Here is an 18838-nt window from a genome sequence, read left to right as displayed (position 1 = left end):
GTCTCTTCCTCCTTAATAGGCGACGGATGGCAACCAGGTGGCAAGTGTGGGCCACAGGAAGACAAGCGCCAGCCCGGTCAATTGCAGCAGGACAAAGGGGATGATGCCCTTGTAGATATGCGTCAGCTTTATCTCTGGCGGGCAGACGCCCTTGAGATAGAACAAGGCAAAACCAACGGGTGGGGTCAGGAAGCTGGTCTGCAGCGTGACTGCCACCAGGATCACGAACCACACAAGCGCCGGTTCATCCAGTACTCCAAATCCGGGAATATCGATGCCCAGACCGTTCACAATGGGGCGCATCAGCGGCAGCACGATCAGCGTGATTTCGATCCAGTCCAGTACAAAGCCCAACAGGAAAACGATGAACAGGATGAACAGGATCGTGCCATTCGCACCAAAGCCGGTGGACTGCACCACATGTTCGATCAACTCATCTCCACCCAGTTCTCGTAGGACGTATGAAAACACGGTCGCACCCAGGAAGATCGCGAAGATGTAAGCAGTGGTGTTGAAGGTCGAGACCAGCACATTCCACAGCTTGGCGAATGTCAGCTTGCGATAGCCCAGAGCGAGCAGCGTGGCACCCAGTGCACCGATGCCCGAAGCCTCGGTTGGCGTCGTCAGCCCGGCAAAGATCGAACCCAGTACCGCAAGGATCAGCAACAGGGTTGGGATGACGGCAAACAGCACGTCCTTGACGGCGGCCCAATCGGGGGCTTTTGCACCCTCGGGCACTGGTGCCGCATCGCGTTTCACCAAGGCGAGGATAAAGATGTAAGTCAGGTAGAGGCCGCCGATGATGACACCCGGAAAGACTGCGGCCATGAATAGATCGCCTACCGACAAAGCCATCTGGTCGGCCATGATCACCAGCATGATCGACGGCGGGATCAGGATGCCCAGCGTGCCTGAGGCTGAAACCACACCTGCGGCCAACGTTGGTTGGTACTTCTGCTGCATCATGGATGGCAGCGACAGCACACCCAGCAGAACCACGGACGCACCGATGATGCCGGTCGAGGCCGCCAGAATGATGCCGATCAGGGTTACGGTGATGGCCAATCCCCCGCGCACCGTACCAAATAGGCGCTGCATCGAGGACATCAGACGCTCGGCCACGCCGCTTTCGTCCAGCATCAGGCCCATAAAGATGAACATCGGCAGCGCAACCAGAACCGCGTTGGACATGGTCGCATAGACCCGGTTCACCACAGCGCCCAAGGTCAGGTAATCGAGCCCCGTAAAGGTGCTCTCAAGCCCGGTCCACAGCATCAGATCGTTGTCGAACAGATAGGCCAAACCGCAATATGCGACGCCTACACCTGCCAAAACCCAGGCCACTGGATAACCAGTGAAAAGCAGCGCGATGAACGTCAAGAACATTGCGATGACCAGCTTTTCCTCGGTCGTTTCAACCAGGAAGGTCAGGCCAATACAGACCGCGGCAAATACGGCCAGCGCCAGAAGGATCCGGCGCAGGGGTGCGCCCTCGCGCTCTGACGCAGGCCCGTACATCAGCGCATGCCCGTCATGGATCAATCGCGCCAGCGCGGCCAAGCCCAACAGAACAAAACTGATCGGAATGACCGCCTTGAAGGCCCAGCGCGCAGGCAGACCAGTGGGGCTGTCCGAGCGCTCGCTGACGCGGAAGCTTTCGTAGAAGTAATCATACCCTTGATCGATCATCAGATAGATGAACGGGGTCAGCAGGGTCAGAATGCCGATCACTTCGATCACACGCTGCGCGCGACGGGATAATTGCATGTGCAGAACGTCGACGCGCACATGGCTGTCTGTGATCAAGGCATAAGAAATACCGATCATCGTGACGATGCCGTAGAAATGCCACTGGATCTCGTCCAGTTTGGGATAGTTCTGGCTGAACAGATAGCGCAGCGAGACCTGACTGAAGATCGCGGCCATCAAGAGGACATTGGCCCACATCACCACGTGCCCGACGGCTTTGACACCTGTATCAATAGCAACGGCGATCTTCTGACGGTCGGTGTCGGGATGTTCCAGGATGCCTTCATAGGCTTCGACTGGATCACTTAAGTTCTTTTGCGTGACCATGGGTAATCCTCGCTCAGCTGACCGGCGCGAGCGCGGTCAAGGGAATGCAGGTCTAAAATCCTGATAATGTCCGAGGCGGAGGAGCCCCCGCCCCGGACGCGTCAGTAAGTCAGATTACTGACGGGGGAGGAACGCGTTGGTTTTCCACAAGTCATAGCCATCGCGGAATTCGTTCATGTCGGACAGAACCTTGGCAAAGAAGGCATCGTTGGCGGCCTCTTCGGCGGCAACCTCATCCCAGGTGGCGCGGAATGTACCCAGCATCTCGGGCGACCACTGCTTGATGGTGACGCCGTTGTTTTCAACGTTGTCGATCAGGGCCGCGTGCTGGATGGCTTCGCCTTCGGCAAAACTGTCGGCCATCGATGCCTTACAGGCGTTTTCGATGATCGCCTTGTGCTGCTCGCTGGTCTCGTTCCAGACGTCCTTGTTGATCATCAGCTCGAACACGGTCGCCTGCTGGTGCCAGCCGGGGAAATAGTTGAACTTGACCAGTTTGTGAAAGCCCAGACGCGCGTCGATGGCAGGCATCGAAAACTCAGTCGCATCAATGGCGCCTTTTTCCAACGCAGGGAAGATTTCACCACCCGGCAGCAGCGAGGTCGCCACGCCCAGTTTCTGCATGACTTTGCCGCCCAGTCCGAAGAAGCGCATCTTGAGGCCACTCAGATCTTCCGGAGAGTTGATCTCGGTCGCGAACCAGCCCGACGTTTCAGGGGCAATAACCGCACAGGGGATGACATGGACGTTATAGCCCGCCTGATCATACATCTCTTGGTACAGCGACATTCCGTTACCGTAATACAGCCACGCCATGTATTCGCCCGCCTCAGGGCCAAACGGAACGGCCGAGAACAGCGGCGCAGCCGGGATTTTACCTGCCCAATACCCGGCAGTGGTGTAGCCAGAGTTAATCTTGCCGGTCGACACGGCATCCAGAATTTCGAACGGCGGGACCAGTTTGCCTGGCTCATAGACCTTCATCTTCAGTGTGCCGCCAGACATCAGGTCAAGCTGCTCGGCAACACGAGGGATCGGGGAACCCAGCCCTGGAAGCTCGGTCGAGAAAGCAATCGGGGTTTTCAGCAGCAGTTTGTCAGCAGCAACCGCAGGTGCCGCCATCAGGCTGGCAGCCACGGCAAGGCTCGTCAGGGTCTTTTTCATGAAATCTCCTCCAGGGTCGGTCGGACATGGCGTCCGATGATTTTGTGACGCGTGATCTTCCGGCGCCTAAATTGGTAAATAAAGTTGACCAAACGTTTCAGTCAACAACTTTATTTACCATTGGTTCGATTGATATTTACTTAGAGACGACCCAGACCTCCTAGACTTGAGAAGGCCGCCGCCGACGATGCCTAGGTGATTGTTTCGACCTTTTTTGTTTACTGGTAACCAGTTGCAATCCAAATTATACGAGAGGTTTCCCCACAAAATCAGGCATTGAAAAACATACACTCAAAGGTTACTTTTATTTACCAAAGGGGTTCTGAATCTTCTTCAGAAGGGTAAACCACGATGAACACGACAGCGATTTTCGAACCGATCGGGCACGAATCACTCTCGGATGCAGTGGTGGCTCAGATTGAAGACCTGATTGCTTCGGGCATTCTCAAGCAGGGTCGCAAACTGCCATCGGAACGCGATCTGGCGGAAACCCTTCGCGTCTCCCGCCCCAAACTGCGTGAGGCGCTGGCGGTTCTTGAAGAACGAGGCCTGGTGACGACACAGCATGGTGAAGGCACTTTCGTAGCTGCGTTGACTGGCAGCGCCATGCTCCCTGCCCTGTTGGCGCTTTACGAACGCCATGAGCCCGCTTTTTTTGACTATCTCGAATACAGGCGCGAACAGGAAGGCTTTGCCGCCAAACTCGCCGCGCGGCGGGCGACCAAAGCGGATAAGGAACGGATCACGAATATCTTGGCCGAGGATGAACGCGCCTGGCGCGAGAAGGATGCATTGGCCTCGCGCGAAGCTGATTTTGCGCTGCACGCGGCAATTGTGGACGCCAGCCAAAACGCGACGCTCATCCACATGATGGCGTCTATCTACGAGCTCACACGGCAAGGCGTATTCTACAACCGTGATTTCCTCAAAACCATCGATGGCACGGGCAAGCTGTTGATGGAGCAGCATCGCGAACTGGGAATGGCGGTCATCACAGGCGACGAAGCACGCGCGGAAAAGGCTGCGTATGACCACATCGACTTTGTTGAAGAGTCCTTCAAGCTTGGCATTGAAAGACGCCGCCGTGAGGCAATGGCCGAAAAGCGCCGCCTTCTGTCTGATTCAAAACTCTGATCGGGCAGCGCAAGTCGTTCTTACTTTCCAACGATCTCAATCATGTAATCACGACGGGCTGCGGCCGGAGGTGGCTGAAAAGGCGCTGCCGCGCGCACTTGAGCAAGCGCCACCTGATCCAGTCGTTTCGATCCCGAGCTGCGTTTGACGGTGACACTTACCAGCGCCCCATTTTCACCAATCCGAAAACTCACCAGCACCGCACCACGAATATTGACGCTCTTACGTCGGGCACGGGTGATCTTTCGCATCACGTGTCCTCTGTAATTGCTGGCCTCAGCGTTACCCTGCCCGACCGCTACGGAACTTGTCTTTTTGGCCGTCGCAGCGCCTTTGCTGGTTTTTCCCGATGCGTTGCCTTTTCTGGCGCTCTTCTTAGAATTGCCAGCCTGAACCGCAACCTGATCGACCTTTTGTTTGGTCGGGTCCGTTGGTTTCATAGCTGGGGTTTTCGCAACGGCTTCGGTCTCTGACGGCACTGCTTCTTGCGCTTCGGCGGATGCTTGTCGTTGGGTCACCGCGACGGCCGCTTTGGTGTCGGCGACGGTATGTTTGATCGTCCCGGGAACTGACGCCCGGACCTGAGAGGTTGGGCTGACCGCAGTTTGTTGCTGTGTCGGTGCGACGGTCGGTTGATGTGCAGCGGCGGGTGTCGAGGCGGTGGCCCCCGTCACATAGTCCTTGAAGGCATCCCCCAGCGCAGCAACCTCGCCCAACCCGCCACCTTCGACGAGCACCGATTCACCTGCGGAAAAGTCATGCAGGGCAAGAACATGGGTGGCTGCAGCCAGCGACAAAGCCGCAACAGCTACGCCACGCGATCTGGGTATCATTGCAAACCCCTCTCTGTGACCACGTACACCCTTTTTGCACCCAGCGCGCGCAAGGCATCACTGACCTCTTTCAGCCGAACAGCAGGCAAAGCCCGGTCCGGCACAACGCGAACATCATCCAGCGGCAGGTTGATCGACGCGCGTTCCACATACGCATCAACGCCAGTCAGTTCGGCGCCCCGGTATTCCAGTGAACCATCGCTACGAATGACCAAAGCATCGGGTGACTCGCGACCGTCCAGATCACTGGTTTCCACGAGCTTCACCGATTTGCTCAGCGGCGGTGCAAGCGTGCCCGCAATCATGAAAAAGATGAGCATCAGAAAGACGACATTGATCAGTGCGATCGTTGGCTCTCGACACTGGTTTGCCTTGCGTTTGAGTTGAATCATCCGATCACCTGTGCGCGCAAATGGTCGATGCCTTTCAGCACCGAAAGCAGATCAATCAGCTGTTGCGAAGTCGCGTTCTGTCCAAGACTAATCAACGCGGTCTGAGGCTTATCGGTCGCCATCACCATGGCCATGTCTTCGAACGCGGCAAGCGTGCCATCAACCAAAATACGGTTTGCCTCAAGTTTGACAAAGCGGATTGCCCGGTCAGTTTCCGCACCTCCGGCAGCGGCAGTGGCAAATTCGATTTCGCCATATTTGGAGAACGTCGACGTCAGCATGAAGAAAAGCAACAGCAGAAAAATTACGTCAATCAAGGACGTCATCGACAAGCGCCTGCGCCGTCTTCTGCGGACGTTAAGTGCCATGAGCGAAAACCTGTTGCGGGGTTTGATCAGCCACCGGCGCGTCCTCAGCATAGCCCGGTGCAAACACAGTTCTCAAAGCGCGGTTGGCAAAGGTACGCTCTCGGTTCATGCGCGCCTCGAACCACGTCATGACCATTGATGTCGGCATAGCGACCGCAAGGCCGGCAGCGGTCGTCAACAGGGCCACCCAAATACCACCGGCGAGCAGCGACGGATCAACAGAACTGCCCGCGCCCTGTAGGGTTTGGAACGCCTCGATCATGCCCAATACGGTCCCGAAAAGCCCCAGAAGCGGCGCAAGTTGGGCGACCATATCCAAGACGTTGAACCCTTGCTCAAGTTGAGCAAACCGCGCTTCGGCCTCGGCGTCGGTACGTTCGGACAGGGTGCGATCCTCACCAGACAAGGCCATCGCGATTACCGGGGCAAGGTAGCTGCGACTTTTGCCCAGATGCGCCCTTGTCTCGGCAAGGTCCTGACGATCCCAGGCCTGAATGGCGCGCGAAAGCTCAATATGACGACCGACACCTGCGGCGCGAAACTGCCACAGCTTGTACAGCACCAAAGAGAGTGTTGCGATTGAGGTGACGATCAGGATGGCAACAACCGGCCCACCCAATTCCAGAACTTCCATTACTTTTCTTATAACTGCATCCATAACCTCACCCGATCACTTCCGTTTCAAGGCGACTTGTAAGTGTAAGCCCGGACATGCAGGCATCGGCCATGTCAGATTGTGTCACACATTCCTGTACACCGTTGATCAGTATTCGGCTGATCTGATCGCAAGCCATGTCGTTGAACTGGAATTGCCGCACACGGGGCTTGCCCGAAGGCAATTCGGCAAAATCAAGTAGCGTCAGAAGGGCCACCTGACCTTCTGCGCCGAAAAGAACGGTCTCATAAACCGCGCCATCGATATCGATGCCATAGGTATTTTCAGCGACAAAGCTCAGCAAACAGCTTTCGCCCTTTGCCTCGGCACTGCTGAGTTCGATTGATACGCCGCTGGGTTTTTGCGTTTCCTCTGCGCTGGCAATCCCCGCCCCCAAAATTGGGAGCAGGGCCAGCAGGACCACCCGAGCATTTCTTTTGATTGTTGTCCGCATGACTGGTCCTTTCGTGTGGATCAGAAGGTTTTGGCCAGGGTCAGCTTGAAGTTCCGGCCCGGTGAATTGCGGGTCGAAAGGTTCGGCAGATAGTTCTTGTCAAAGATGTTCTCGACGCCTGCGCGAACTTCGAAACCTTGAAACGCGCCTTCCTGCGGCAGATAGGTCGCGCGCAGGGTGTTCACGCCGTAGCCAGCAACCGGATCTCCGCTTGAGTCGGTGCCGGATTTGGCGCCGAACAGCTCCCAGCTGACGTCCAGAGTTTCGCCAAAGCGCTTACCGACTGTTACACGGGCCGAGTCCGTTGGCTCGTTCCGCCATGGTGAGTCCACGCCAAGCGAGCTGGTTTCAGTCCCTTTGACGATGTTTGCGTTGAAGTCGACATAGTATCCAGCCGCGCTGGCATAAGATGCCTCGATTTCAACGCCCTTGGTTTCAACTTCCTGCAGCGGGCGGGAAGGACTGCCCGATACATAAGACGTGATGTCCCAAAGATCTGTCTTATAGAAATTGACCTTGGCACGAACCACATCGCCCGCAGCAAAAACATCGCCACGGTTATACGAGAAGCCCGCTTCCCATGTGCGCGACTTTTCAGGCTGCGTCATGTATGCTGGCGTGCCAAGATCGTCGATGATTGGCAGGTTCTCCGTGTATGCACCGCTGCCGAACACGGCAAAGCCGCTGGCAAATTCGTACCTTGCAGACAAACCGCCCATCAGCGCGTTGTTGTCATAGCTTTCATTGCGCGGAGCCGGTGCATCACCGTCGCCTTTGATGTCCTGCGTCTCGTACCGGATCGCCGGAGTGATGGTCAGCTGATCGCCGATCTGGATATCGTCCACGGCAAACAGTGCGACACGTCGGTCGGTACCACCGGGGGCCGAGGGCGCGTCCAGACGCTCGCGATTGATGAATTCGATCCCGGCGCGCAGGTCGTGCGAGGCGACGCCGGTTTGGAAGTACGACGTATTCTTGATCGTCAGCTTCGTGGTTTCATAGTTGTGCGTCGCGTCAGCCAGCCCACGAATGCTTGGGAAGAATGGCGTTCCTTCCAGGCTTGAGGACCCGGGCACGTAAGAGCTGTCAATCTCCTGCTCCGAGTAGCTGAGGTTCACGTCCAGATCGATCAGGTCATTGCCCGCCGGGCGGTACTGATACCGCAGAATGCCGATTTTCGTTTCGATATCGCGGTCTACGTTGCCAAATGAGTCCGATGTCGTGCCGAACGAGTCATACGGAACGTCACGTTCTTCCGACGTCGACTGATTATAGGACGCGGTGATCGAGTGTTCGAGGTCGTCACCAAAGCTGTATTTACCCTTTGCCAGAAGCGACGGCAGCGTGAAGGCACTGTTACCGATCGTATCGCCATTGCCGTCCTTCTGATCGTCCTGATCACGGTAGGTGTAGTTAAACAGGAATTCGGTCTGGCGGTTTGGCTGCCAGGCTAGGATGGACGACGAGGCAAAGCCGTTCCCGTTGGAATACCCTTCCAGCGTTTGACGGAACCGGAAGCCCGGCTCACCACCAGTAAAGTCCGACGCGTCTTTTGTTTCCAACTGAACGACGCCGCCAACAACGCCCGAGCCGTACTCGAACGAGCCTACTGTGCCGCGAATGACTGAGACGCTTTTGTATAGCTGCGGATCCGTGAACAACTGATTGCCGATCCGATACAGTTCTTCCGCGCCGGTTGTCGCCCCATCGACAAGGATCAGCACTTTCTGGTCGGTCCCAAAGGTGCCGTTGGCACCGAACCCACGGATATTGATCCCCGACCCTTGCGGTGTTGAGCCGTTGACCAGCGTTACACCGGGCACCGTGTCAATCAGTTCTGCGACAGTGTTGGCCTGACGGTCGTTGATCTCTACCTGATCAATATTAGTGACCGGCACGGCAGTATCCGTTTGGATTTCCCGTTTGCTTTCACCCAGTTCCAGCGTACCCAGGAAGCCTTCATCCTGTTCCTGCGCCGAAGCACCAGCCGCGACCATGCTCAGGCACGACACCGTACCAAGCAACCCCATCTTTTGAATACGCGAACGCATTTCTGTCCCTTCGAAATTTTAAGAGGACCGGAAATGCTTGCTCCGCGCTGGCTTGGTCAGTCTTTTATGATTTTTGGAATCGCCTTTTTTGGCGACTTGTGCTCGTTAATAAAGTTGACTAAAACAATCAACATAAATTCCTGGTCGTCCCTGCGACCGCCGCCAGCAGTTCCCCGCGCTCACCGGTGACCGTGCCAGCCCGACACCCATGAAAATCGAAGATGGAAAAGCCCATGACGGAACAGGTGCTTCTGGCCCCGGATCAAATTCGTGCAGCCTATGCTAAAAACACCGGAAAACGTGACCGCGATTTGGCGGAATCACTTGGAATAACCGAAGGTCAACTCGTTGCGGCGTTTGCGGGTATCGACGTAACGCGGCTTTCGGCAAGCCTTGATGACATCTTCCCGATGCTCAACGGGCTGGGTGAGGTCATGGTGCTGACGCGCAACCTCTCTTGCGTCATTGAAAAGGTCGGGCAATACGACAACTACCACTCCGGTGCGCATGCTTCGATGGTTCTGACCGAAGAGATTGACCTGCGCATGTTCCCCGGCCATTGGGTCCACGCCTTTGCCATCGAACGTGAAACGGACAAAGGGACAAAGCGATCCCTTCAAGTTTTTGATGCCGCTGGGGATGCGGTGCACAAGATCTTTCTGCGTGATGGCTCTGACCTGAACCACTGGGACGAACTTGTCAGGAAATTGCAGGCAGATGACCAATCCCAGACGCTGAGTGTCGAGCCGCGAAAGCCAACCGAGGCCGCCAAGGCGAACACCGACAAGGTCGAACTTCTGCGAACGGAATGGGCCAAGATGACGGATACACACCAGTTCCTGCGCCTAACCTCAAAGCTGAAGATGAACCGATTGGGCGCCTACCGCGTCGCTGGTGAACCGCTGGTTCGCGCGCTTGAACCGGCAACGGTTTCCCAGATGTTCGAACAGGTCCGGGACCAAGGGCTTGAGATCATGGTCTTTGTCGGCAACCGGGGGTGCATCGAAATTCACGGTGGGTCGGTTGAGACGCTTAAACAGATGGGTCCGTGGTTCAACGTGCTTGATCCGCGCTTCAATTTGCACCTGCGCTCAGACCATATTGCCGAGGTTTGGGCCGTGACCAAACCAACCCAACGCGGTCCCGCCGTTTCAGTTGAGGCGTTCGATGCCGAAGGTGGTCTTATTCTGCAGATATTTGGCCACCGTTCAGGCGAAAACGATCACCGCCCGGCCTGGGACCAACTGGTAGCAGGCCTGCAATCCAAAAAAGAAACCGAGGTGGCGTGATGAGCCCGCTTTGCAGGTTTTCATCGGTCGTCGCGGTAGCCGGCGCGCTGATCGGAACAGCGGCTATCGCAGCAGATGAGCCAGAACCCAACCGCATCATCGCCATCGGCAGTTCCGTGACAGAGATCGTCTATGCCCTGGGTCAGCAGGACCGCCTTGTTGGGCGGGACCGGACCTCGACCTACCCGGTTGATGTGCTGGACCTGCCCGATGTCGGCTATATTCGTGCGCTGTCACCCGAAGGGGTCTTGTCGGTGAAACCCGATCTGATCGTGGCACTGGAAGGGTCCGGACCACCGGAGGCTGTCGAGGTTCTCAGAGAGGCCGGTGTGCCCTTCGTCTCGATCAGTGAAGACTATTCACGCGACGGCGTGGTGGAAAAAATCCGGGCTGTCGGGGCCGCCCTGGGTGCCGAAGATGCCGCCGAAGAACTTGCCAATCAGACCGGTGCCAAGATTGACGGGGCCCATTCGAATGCAGTTGATGCTTCGGTGGGCGGCACACCCCGGGTTCTGTTTGTCCTGTCGGCTCAGGATAATCGCATCATGGCTGGCGGCGCGGACACACAGGCAGACAGTATCATTCGTCTGGCTGGCGGCGTGAACGCAGCTGGCAACGTATCGGGTTTCAAACCCATGACACCCGAAGCGATTGCCACAACCGCGCCGGACGTGATTCTGATGATGGATCGACAAGGCAACCACATCACCGCCAATGAAGACCTGTTTGCCATGCCAGCCATCAAGCTGACGCCCGCTGGACAGAAAAAACGTCTGATCCGCATGCAGGGGGCCTATCTGCTGGGCTTTGGCCCCCGAACGGCCGAGGCGATTGCAGATCTGTCGGCGGAATTACAGAGAATAAACGGCTCATGACCCTTGCAATGGATCACGATGGGCTCAGCGTGGCTGCTCACGACCGCCGCGTGACGGCGCGCCGGGTCACTCTGGCTCTTATGGCGCTGTTGGTCTTCACCAGCATCTGCAGCATCTCGGTCGGCGCGTCGGACGCATCCGTTCGCGCAGCATTCGCAGACCTGATTGCAGGGCGGGACATTTCGGACCTCGACCGGATCGTCCTATGGGATATCCGACTGCCCCGGCTGGCGATGGGAGTTCTTGTCGGCGCCGCTTTGGCGGTTTCCGGCGTGGTGATGCAGGGCCTGTTTCGCAACCCTTTGGCTGACCCCGGAATTGTGGGCGTCAGCGCAGGAGCCGGTCTGGGCGCGATTTCCGCGATCATCCTCGGTGCGTACCTGCCCGCCTCCATTCTGGCCTGGGTCGGTAATAGCTTGGTCGCCGTGGCGGCATTTCTGGGCGGGTGGACGTCCGTCTTGCTGCTCTATCGCGTTTCAACACGAGGCGGGCAGACATCGGTTGCAACCATGCTGTTGGCAGGGATCGCGTTGGGTGCGCTGTCGGGCGCTGTGTCCGGGGTTCTGGTCTACATGGCCGATGACCAACAGCTGCGCGACCTGACGTTCTGGGGCATGGGCTCGCTGGCCGGCGCAACATGGAACAAAGCAGCCACGGCCGCTCCGATCATCTTGATTTCCGTGTTCACGGCCCAGTTCCTTGCCCGTGCGCTGAACGGCATGGCGATGGGCGAAGCCGTGGCGCACCACATGGGAATCCCGGTTCAGCGCAGCAAAAACATCGCCATTCTGGCCGTGGCCGGCGCGACCGGAGCCGCCGTCGCAGTCTCCGGAGGCATTGGTTTCATCGGTATCGTTGTGCCGCATCTGCTGCGGTTGGCGACCGGACCGGACCACCACCGCCTGTTGATGAACTCGGCCCTGTTAGGGGCTAGCTTACTGCTGTGTGCCGACATGATCAGTCGCATGATCGTGGCACCGGCCGAACTGCCGATTGGCATCGTAACTGCAATCTTAGGCGCACCGGTCTTCCTGTGGATTCTGCTGCGGCGTCACGGAACAATGGGAATGTAAGTGATGAAGGGCGAAAACATACACGTCAAACTCGGCCGTAAGGAGATTCTCCACGGCGTGGACTTTGACGCAGAACCCGGAAAAGTCACAGCCATCATCGGCCCGAATGGCTCGGGAAAATCTACGTTACTCAAAGCCTTATCAGGCGAACTTGAATCTTATGGAGCGATTTCTCTGAACGGGCACAGCATTTCCGAGCTGAAGCCTTGGCAACTGGCTGCAATGCGCGGGGTTCTACCGCAATCGTCAACCGTTGCCTTTCCCTTCACTGTGCTCGAGATTGTCCAACTGGGCCTTGCAAACGGGCTGGCTGCAGCCGATGACAGCCTGCCTTCCCGTGCGCTGGCTCATGTCGACCTCGCTGGGTTTGAGCACCGGTCTTACCAGAACCTTTCGGGTGGTGAGCAGCAACGAGTTCAGCTTGCCCGCGTTCTGACCCAAGTCTGGGACGCGACATACCACGATCAGCCCAGATGGCTGTTGCTGGACGAACCCGTTGCAAGCCTGGACATCGCACATCAGTTCACTGTGCTGGGCGTCGCAAGAAACTTCGCCACACAAGGCGGCGGCGTTGTTGTGGTGATGCACGACCTGAACCTGACGGCGCTGTTTGCCGATTATGTGTATGTCATGTCGGAAGGATCTGTTTGGGGCTCAGGCACACCAACTGCGATCCTGAACGAACAGACGATGCTGCAGGTCTATGGTATCGACCTGCCTATCAGCACCCTGCCTAAAGCTCAGGTTCCGTTCATCCTGCCACAGGCCATGCGACAGACCTTAACGGCATAAAGGGCCCACCTGGGGTGAGTAGTATTTCCGCCTGCCCTAATCACGCAGCGAAACTAGACGCCGTAACGGCTCAGTATCATCTCGACGCTGCTGTCTATAGTCGCGGTCATTTCGACTTCGGTCAGAACGTTGCCAGAGAAAACCATCGGCCAGAAAGCTCTGGACTTGATCAGGCCGATGAATTCCTGTCCCGCCTGTTCGGGGTTTTCGATCCGTAACTGTCCGTCTTCGGCTGCATCCCTCAGCATCTCGATAAAGATCGCTGTTTTGTCCAGTTTGCCTTGCGCAGCGGCAGCAAGATCAGGGTTGCGCAGAGTTTCGCTGATCACCATCCGTGCCATCGCCATCACTTCGGGCAGCATCAGAATGCGCCCCTCGGCCCAGGCCAGATCGGTTAGCTGCTTACGAATGTCGCGCCCTTTTTCATAGCGGATATCCCGCACGGCCGCGAACCGGTTGGACAATTCTAACACGATAGATCGAAACAGGTTTTCCTTGCTTTCAAAATACTTGTACAGCGTGCGCTTGGACACCTCGGCCTGCGCTGAAATGCGGTCCATGCTGGCAGCGGCGAACCCCTTTTCCTGGAATTCAGCCACGGCCGCTTCGATGATCTGGGCTTGTTTGGACGCATTCGGCGCTGTGCATTCGTTCATGTCTAAAAGCTATAGACCTATTGACAGATTGAGGTCAAATACCACGTAAACTCTCGAGTTTACAGGTCTGGATTTCTCGCCTATGGTAAACGCGCCAGTTTACCACCTTAGGTACCAGCCAACACGGAGAGCCCCCTCATGGCATTGACTTTGAAACTGAACGGCGAGACCCACACGGTCGACGCCGAACCCGGCACGCCCCTGCTGTGGGTGATCCGGGACGAACTTAAGCTGACCGGAACAAAATTCGGCTGCGGCGTCGCATCCTGCGGCGCGTGCACAGTGCATCTGAATGGCGAACCCGTGCGCTCGTGCCAAACCTATTTCGAAGACGTCGAAGACGCCGAGATCACCACAATTGAGGCCGTTGGCGACGACAAAATCGGCGCGGCTGTTCAGCAAGCCTGGGTCGAGCTGGACGTGGTCCAGTGCGGTTATTGCCAGTCCGGCCAGATCATGTCGGCGGTCGGCCTACTTTCAGAGAACTCCACGCCCAGCATCGAAGAGATCGACGATTACATGCACGGCAACGCATGTCGTTGTGCCACCTATCAACGCATCCGCGCCGGCATCCAGCGCGCATCTGAAATTTTGGAGGCCTGATCCATGACCCTCAACACTTCTCGCCGCGGATTTCTGAAAGGTGCGGCTGCTGCCGGTGCCGTTCTTCTGGTCGGCGCGCGCCCTGATGGGGCGCTGGCGGCTGCCTCTTCTGACACCACTCAATTCAACCCATTCGTCAAAATCGACGCCGATGGAACCGTAACGGCCATCGTCAAGCATTTTGAAAAGGGTCAAGGACCTGCAACCGGCCTGCCGACGCTGATAGCCGAGGAAATCGGCCTGACCATGGACCAGATCGAATACGAATTCGCGCCGTCCAACCCGCAGGTCTATAACAATCTGCTGTTCGGTCCCTTCCAGGGCACCGGCGGATCGACCGCCATGGCGAACTCGTGGATGCAGTATCGCCAGGCAGGTGCGGCAGCGCGTGAGATGCTGATCAATGCCGCCGCGCAAAGCTGGGGCGTGGACGCATCCGGCATCACCATCGAGGAAGGTATCGTCACGGCAGGCGACAAATCGGCCCCAATCGCTGAATTCGTAGCCGCGGCCTCTCAACTGGAGGCCCCGGCCGAGCCGCGCCTGAAAGACCCGTCAGAGTTCCGTCTGATCGGAAACGAAACGGTGCGCCGCAAGGATTCCGCCATCAAAGGCAACGGTCAGGCGATGTACGCGATGGACGTCCATCTGCCAAACCAGATGGTCGCCATGATCAAGCGCCCTGAATCGAAGGGCGGTATCGCCAACAGTTTTGACGACAGCGCGTCAAAAGAGGTTAAAGGTTATATCAGCGCCGCAGTTCTTCCAAATCAGGCAGGCGTCGCTGTTTATGCAGAAAACACCTGGGCCGCTATTCAGGCACGCGACGCGCTTGAGGTAGACTGGGACATGGCGGGATCTGAGACCCGCGACTCGGACCAGATCAAGGCCGAAATCATGGCCGCTCTGGACGCCGAAGCGACGTATAACGTGAACAAGGCGGATGTCGCAGCGGTGTCGGCGGCCATTGATGGCGCGGACACGGTCGTTGAAAAGACCTTCTATTTCCCGCTTTTGGCACATGCCCCGATGGAACCGTTGAACTGCACCATCGAGCAAACTGCCGAAGGTGACATTGTCCTGCACGATGGTGCCCAGATGCCGACCGGCCCGCATATGGCCTATCAGCAGATCTTCCAACTGCCGCCAGAAAAGATTCACATCAAAACAATGCTGGCCGGCGGATCCTTTGGACGGCGGGCGACGCCAGATGCAGATTATCAGGTTGAGGCTGCGCTGGCCTTTGTGGTCACAGACCGCTCGCGCCCGGTCAAACTGGTGTGGACACGCGAAGATGATATCCGCAGCGGTTACTACCGCCCCGCCTTCGGCCACAGGGTTCGCGTTGGCCTGGACGCCGATGGCAAAATCGTCGGCTGGCAGCATCAGGTCGCCGGTCAGTCGGTCATCAAGGGCACACCGTTTGAGGCCGTCGCGGTACATGACGGGGTCGACCACAGCTCTGTCGAAGGCATTGCCGACAGCCCGTATGACATCCCCGGAATGGCCTTGGGTTTAACCGATACCCCCAAGGCAACAACGGTTCTTTGGTGGCGCTCGGTGGGGCACACGCACACCGGGTATGTCATGGAGACGATGATGGATACCGTTGCCGAGGCTGCGGGTCGTGACCCGGTAGAATTCCGTCTGTCCCATCTGGCGGACACCAATAATGCGGATCAGCAACGCAAGGCAGAAGTTCTGAAGCTGGCTGTTGAGAAGGCCGGTTGGGGTAATGCTACTGCGGGTCGCGCACAAGGTATCGCGGTGCATAAGTCCTTTGGGTCTTATGCCGCACAGGTTGTTGAGGTGTCCGGTGATCCGGAAAACGGCATCAAGATCGAGAAGGTCACATGCGCCGTGGATTGCGGGATTGCCGTGAACCCCGACGTGGTGCGCGCGCAGATGGAAGGCGGTATCGGATATGGTATCGGCCACGTCATGCGTGATCAGATCACGCTGACCCAAGGCGCGGTGGACCAGTACAACTTCCCTGATTATGAACCGCTGCGCATCGGCGATATTGCCGAGATTGACGTTCATATCGTGCCTTCCGCCGAAGCCCCCACTGGTGTTGGAGAACCCGGCACACCGCCTTCGGCCCCCGCGCTGGCCAATGCGATCCGGGCGCTTTCCGGCGTGAAAGTCACCACTCTACCGATGGTGGAAAACGGCGTCAGCTTCGTCTGACGGTCAACCCCGCGCCTGTCACACTGGACGAGCGCGGGGTTTTTCTCAGTCAAAGAAAATTTGATCAAATTTCGTGACAACAGGTCACTCCTCTATTACACCTCGGGTAGCCAGAGTAATGGAGTCAGTGATGGATCTGAGCGCCCTGCACAGTTTTCGCGTTGCCGCATGTGACCTGAATGGTCAGATGCGAGGCAAGCGTGTGCCGCCCTCTTACGCCGACAAGCTGGACAAAGGCACGCTGCGCATGCCGTTTTCAGCGTTGAATGTCGACCTGTGGGGCGCGGATATCGACGGCAGCCCGCTGGTATTCGAATCCGGTGACGCAGATGGTGTCTTGCTTCCGACCGAGCGCGGCCCAGTGCCAGTGCCTTGGCTGGAAACGGAAACCGCCCTGGTCCCCATGTGCCTGTATGACGACGAAGGCACCCCGTTTGCTGGCGACCCCAGGCATGCACTTGGGTCTGTTCTTGATCGCTATGCACAGCGTGGCTGGTCGGTCATTGCGGCGACAGAGCTGGAGTTCACCTTGCTAGACGCCTCGGGTGCGCATCCGCAGCCGCCGGTCAATCCTGTGACCCAGCGACGACTGGAGGATGAAGCAGTCCTGTCGATGGCAGAAATGGATGCCTTCGATGCGTTCTTCACCGAACTTTATGACGGGTGCGCTTCGATGGGCATTCCCGCGCAAACCGCCATCTCGGAAAGCGGTATCGGCCAGTTCGAAATCAACCTGAATCACCAAAACGCCATGCGCTGTGCCGATGATACATGGCTTTTCAAGGCCTTGGCGCGTGGCCTTGCCCGCAAACACGGGTTCACCGCAACCTTCATGGCGAAACCCTACGCCGATGACGCTGGCAACGGGATGCATGTCCATTTCTCGGTCGTGGACCAACACGGCCGAAACGTTTTCGATAATGGCGGCCCCGAAGGCACCGATCTACTGCTTTGGGCCGTGGCGGGATGCCTGACCGCGATGCCCGGATGTACGCTTGTCTTTGCGCCGCACGGGAATTCATACACGCGCCTGGTCCCGGGCGCGCACGCCCCAACCGGCGCGTGTTGGGCCTATGAAAACCGCACTGCCGCTGTGCGTATTCCCGGTGGTGCTTCGGCTGCGCGGCGGATCGAACACCGCGTCGCCGGTGGGGACATCAACCCCTATCTGATGTTGGCCGCTGTTCTGGGGGCCGCCATGAACGGCGTCGAAGATCAGTCGGAACCGCCTGCCCCGATTTCGGGCAATGCCTATGAGGTCGACGGGCTGCCGCAATTGGCTGCCGACTGGACCCAAGCCATTGCAGCATTCGAAACAGACCCCAATGTCGCGCGCATCTTTCCGGCCGACCTGATCCGCTATTTCGCCATGACCAAGCGACAGGAAATCAAGCGGTTCGCCGAGCGTCCGTCCGAAAACCATTGGCTGAGTTATGTCGAAGCCGTATGAGCCCCCTTGCCCGCCCGCATCCGCTGGGCTAGAATAAATTTGATCAAATTTGGTGACCCATGAAAATCGGCATCCTACTGACCGGCCATCCACCTGATGAACTGCAGGACCAATTCAGCGAATATGACGCGATGTTTGCCGCGCTGCTGGACGGCAACGGTTTTACCTACGAAACCTTCGCCGTTGTAGACGGCCAATTTCCCAAGGACGCGTTTCAGGCTGATGGTTGGATCATCACCGGCTCGCGCCATGGCGCATATGAAGATCATGCGTGGATACCACCGCTCGAAGATCTAATCCGCGCCGTTCAACACAGCGGTCGTCCGCTGATCGGTGTGTGCTTTGGCCACCAGATCATCGCGCAGGCGCTTGGCGGCAAGGTCGAAAAATTCACCGGTGGCTGGGCCGTCGGGCGCACCGAATATGACTTGGAAGGCCAGTCCATTACCCTGAATGCCTGGCATCAGGATCAGGTGGTTGAGCTGCCCGAAGGCGCGCGTGTGATCGGCACCAACGACTTTTGCCGCAATGCGATGGTAAGTTATGGCGACAACATCTGGACCGTGCAGGCCCACCCGGAATACGGCGATGCCTTTATCCAGGGCTTGATGGAAACGCGCGGCAAGGGTGTGGTTCCCGACCCGTTGATGGAAGCTGCCGCTAACCGGCTGCCCGGCCCCGACGACAACGCGACCATCGGACGGCACATGGCAGAATTTCTGAAGAAAGAGAGGGCCTGATGGCCAACTGGACAGACCAGCTGCCAGAAGCAGCAAAAACCTA

At 57.6% G+C, this 18838-nt stretch carries 18 protein-coding genes; 9 read left to right on the top strand and 9 right to left on the bottom strand.

The genetic code is table 11. The annotated features are described in order from the left end of the window. Positions 1-12: 12 nt before the first annotated feature. Together DHN12_RS22470 and DHN12_RS22465 are read right to left on the bottom strand one after the other, a co-directional pair. Entirely contained in the window at positions 13-2076 is a 2064-nt protein-coding gene (locus DHN12_RS22470; protein ID WP_108862185.1) for a TRAP transporter large permease subunit, read from the bottom strand. Positions 2077-2190: 114 nt separating this feature from the next. Beyond that, positions 2191-3240, bottom strand: coding sequence for a TRAP transporter substrate-binding protein (locus tag DHN12_RS22465; protein ID WP_108862184.1), 1050 nt, complete (start codon positions 3238-3240; stop codon positions 2191-2193). Between the two features lie 351 nt (positions 3241-3591). On the opposite strand from DHN12_RS22465, the gene DHN12_RS22460 reads away from it, so the two are divergent. Further along, complete coding sequence (locus tag DHN12_RS22460) at positions 3592-4374, top strand: FadR/GntR family transcriptional regulator (RefSeq protein WP_108862183.1); 783 nt, start codon at positions 3592-3594, stop codon at positions 4372-4374. A gap of 20 nt (positions 4375-4394) precedes the next feature. Here DHN12_RS22460 and DHN12_RS22455 read toward each other — a convergent pair whose 3' ends face one another. Genes DHN12_RS22455 through DHN12_RS22430 form a run of 6 tightly spaced genes read right to left on the bottom strand, consistent with a single transcriptional unit; the run spans position 4395 to position 9127 of the window. After that, positions 4395-5207 carry an energy transducer TonB gene (locus tag DHN12_RS22455; RefSeq protein WP_108862182.1) on the bottom strand — a complete coding sequence of 271 codons (813 nt, stop codon included), beginning with the start codon at positions 5205-5207 and terminating at the stop codon, positions 4395-4397. Further along, positions 5204-5599: a biopolymer transporter ExbD gene (locus tag DHN12_RS22450; protein WP_108862181.1), complete on the bottom strand. Its 396-nt coding sequence runs from the start codon at positions 5597-5599 to the stop codon at positions 5204-5206. The genes DHN12_RS22455 and DHN12_RS22450 overlap by 4 nt, the downstream gene beginning before the upstream one ends. After that, positions 5596-5967, bottom strand: a complete 372-nt coding sequence (locus tag DHN12_RS22445; protein ID WP_255415483.1) for a biopolymer transporter ExbD — start codon at positions 5965-5967, stop codon at positions 5596-5598. The genes DHN12_RS22450 and DHN12_RS22445 overlap by 4 nt, the downstream gene beginning before the upstream one ends. Next, a complete protein-coding gene (locus tag DHN12_RS22440) occupies positions 5957-6625 on the bottom strand; it encodes a MotA/TolQ/ExbB proton channel family protein (RefSeq protein ID WP_108862180.1) in 669 nt (222 codons plus the stop codon). Before DHN12_RS22440 ends, DHN12_RS22445 begins: the two co-directional genes overlap by 11 nt. 4 nt (positions 6626-6629) lie before the next feature. Continuing rightward, complete coding sequence (locus DHN12_RS22435; protein WP_108862179.1) at positions 6630-7076, bottom strand: hypothetical protein; 447 nt, start codon at positions 7074-7076, stop codon at positions 6630-6632. A 20-nt stretch (positions 7077-7096) separates the two neighbouring features. Continuing rightward, positions 7097-9127 (bottom strand): TonB-dependent receptor domain-containing protein, encoded by a 2031-nt coding sequence (locus tag DHN12_RS22430; RefSeq protein WP_234416756.1) that lies wholly within the window; start codon positions 9125-9127, stop codon positions 7097-7099. A 233-nt stretch (positions 9128-9360) separates the two neighbouring features. Here DHN12_RS22430 and DHN12_RS22425 point away from each other — a divergent pair, with 233 nt between their 5' ends. Genes DHN12_RS22425 through DHN12_RS22410 form a run of 4 tightly spaced genes read left to right on the top strand, consistent with a single transcriptional unit; the run spans position 9361 to position 13156 of the window. Then, positions 9361-10416 (top strand): hemin-degrading factor, encoded by a 1056-nt coding sequence (locus DHN12_RS22425; RefSeq protein WP_108862200.1) that lies wholly within the window; start codon positions 9361-9363, stop codon positions 10414-10416. Continuing rightward, the gene (locus tag DHN12_RS22420) at positions 10416-11291 is read left to right on the top strand and encodes a hemin ABC transporter substrate-binding protein (RefSeq protein ID WP_108862178.1); all 876 of its coding nucleotides are present in this window, start codon (positions 10416-10418) and stop codon (positions 11289-11291) included. The genes DHN12_RS22425 and DHN12_RS22420 overlap by 1 nt, the downstream gene beginning before the upstream one ends. Then, complete coding sequence (locus DHN12_RS22415; RefSeq protein ID WP_234416755.1) at positions 11288-12364, top strand: iron ABC transporter permease; 1077 nt, start codon at positions 11288-11290, stop codon at positions 12362-12364. Before DHN12_RS22420 ends, DHN12_RS22415 begins: the two co-directional genes overlap by 4 nt. Before the next feature lie 3 nt (positions 12365-12367). Then, positions 12368-13156 (top strand): heme ABC transporter ATP-binding protein, encoded by a 789-nt coding sequence (locus tag DHN12_RS22410; RefSeq protein WP_108862177.1) that lies wholly within the window; start codon positions 12368-12370, stop codon positions 13154-13156. A 53-nt stretch (positions 13157-13209) separates the two neighbouring features. On the opposite strand, the gene DHN12_RS22405 is transcribed toward DHN12_RS22410, so the two are convergent. Further along, on the bottom strand, positions 13210-13812 hold the full coding sequence (locus tag DHN12_RS22405) for a TetR/AcrR family transcriptional regulator (RefSeq protein WP_108862176.1): 603 nt from the start codon (positions 13810-13812) through the stop codon (positions 13210-13212). A 138-nt stretch (positions 13813-13950) separates the two neighbouring features. Here DHN12_RS22405 and DHN12_RS22400 point away from each other — a divergent pair, with 138 nt between their 5' ends. From DHN12_RS22400 to DHN12_RS22385, 4 genes are all read left to right on the top strand, one after another. Beyond that, on the top strand, positions 13951-14415 hold the full coding sequence (locus DHN12_RS22400) for a (2Fe-2S)-binding protein (protein ID WP_108862175.1): 465 nt from the start codon (positions 13951-13953) through the stop codon (positions 14413-14415). A 3-nt stretch (positions 14416-14418) separates the two neighbouring features. Continuing rightward, a complete protein-coding gene (locus tag DHN12_RS22395; RefSeq protein ID WP_108862174.1) occupies positions 14419-16605 on the top strand; it encodes a xanthine dehydrogenase family protein molybdopterin-binding subunit in 2187 nt (728 codons plus the stop codon). 130 nt (positions 16606-16735) lie between these two features. Continuing rightward, positions 16736-18055, top strand: a complete 1320-nt coding sequence (locus DHN12_RS22390) for a glutamine synthetase family protein (RefSeq protein ID WP_108862198.1) — start codon at positions 16736-16738, stop codon at positions 18053-18055. Positions 18056-18114: 59 nt separating this feature from the next. Beyond that, positions 18115-18795: a type 1 glutamine amidotransferase gene (locus tag DHN12_RS22385; protein WP_108862173.1), complete on the top strand. Its 681-nt coding sequence runs from the start codon at positions 18115-18117 to the stop codon at positions 18793-18795. The last annotated feature ends 43 nt before the right edge of the window (positions 18796-18838 follow it).

Source organism: Ruegeria sp. Alg231-54, from assembly GCF_900143525.1.
Classification (GTDB): Bacteria; Pseudomonadota; Alphaproteobacteria; order Rhodobacterales; family Rhodobacteraceae; genus Ruegeria.
This window is presented reverse-complemented; position numbering and strand designations above follow the sequence as displayed.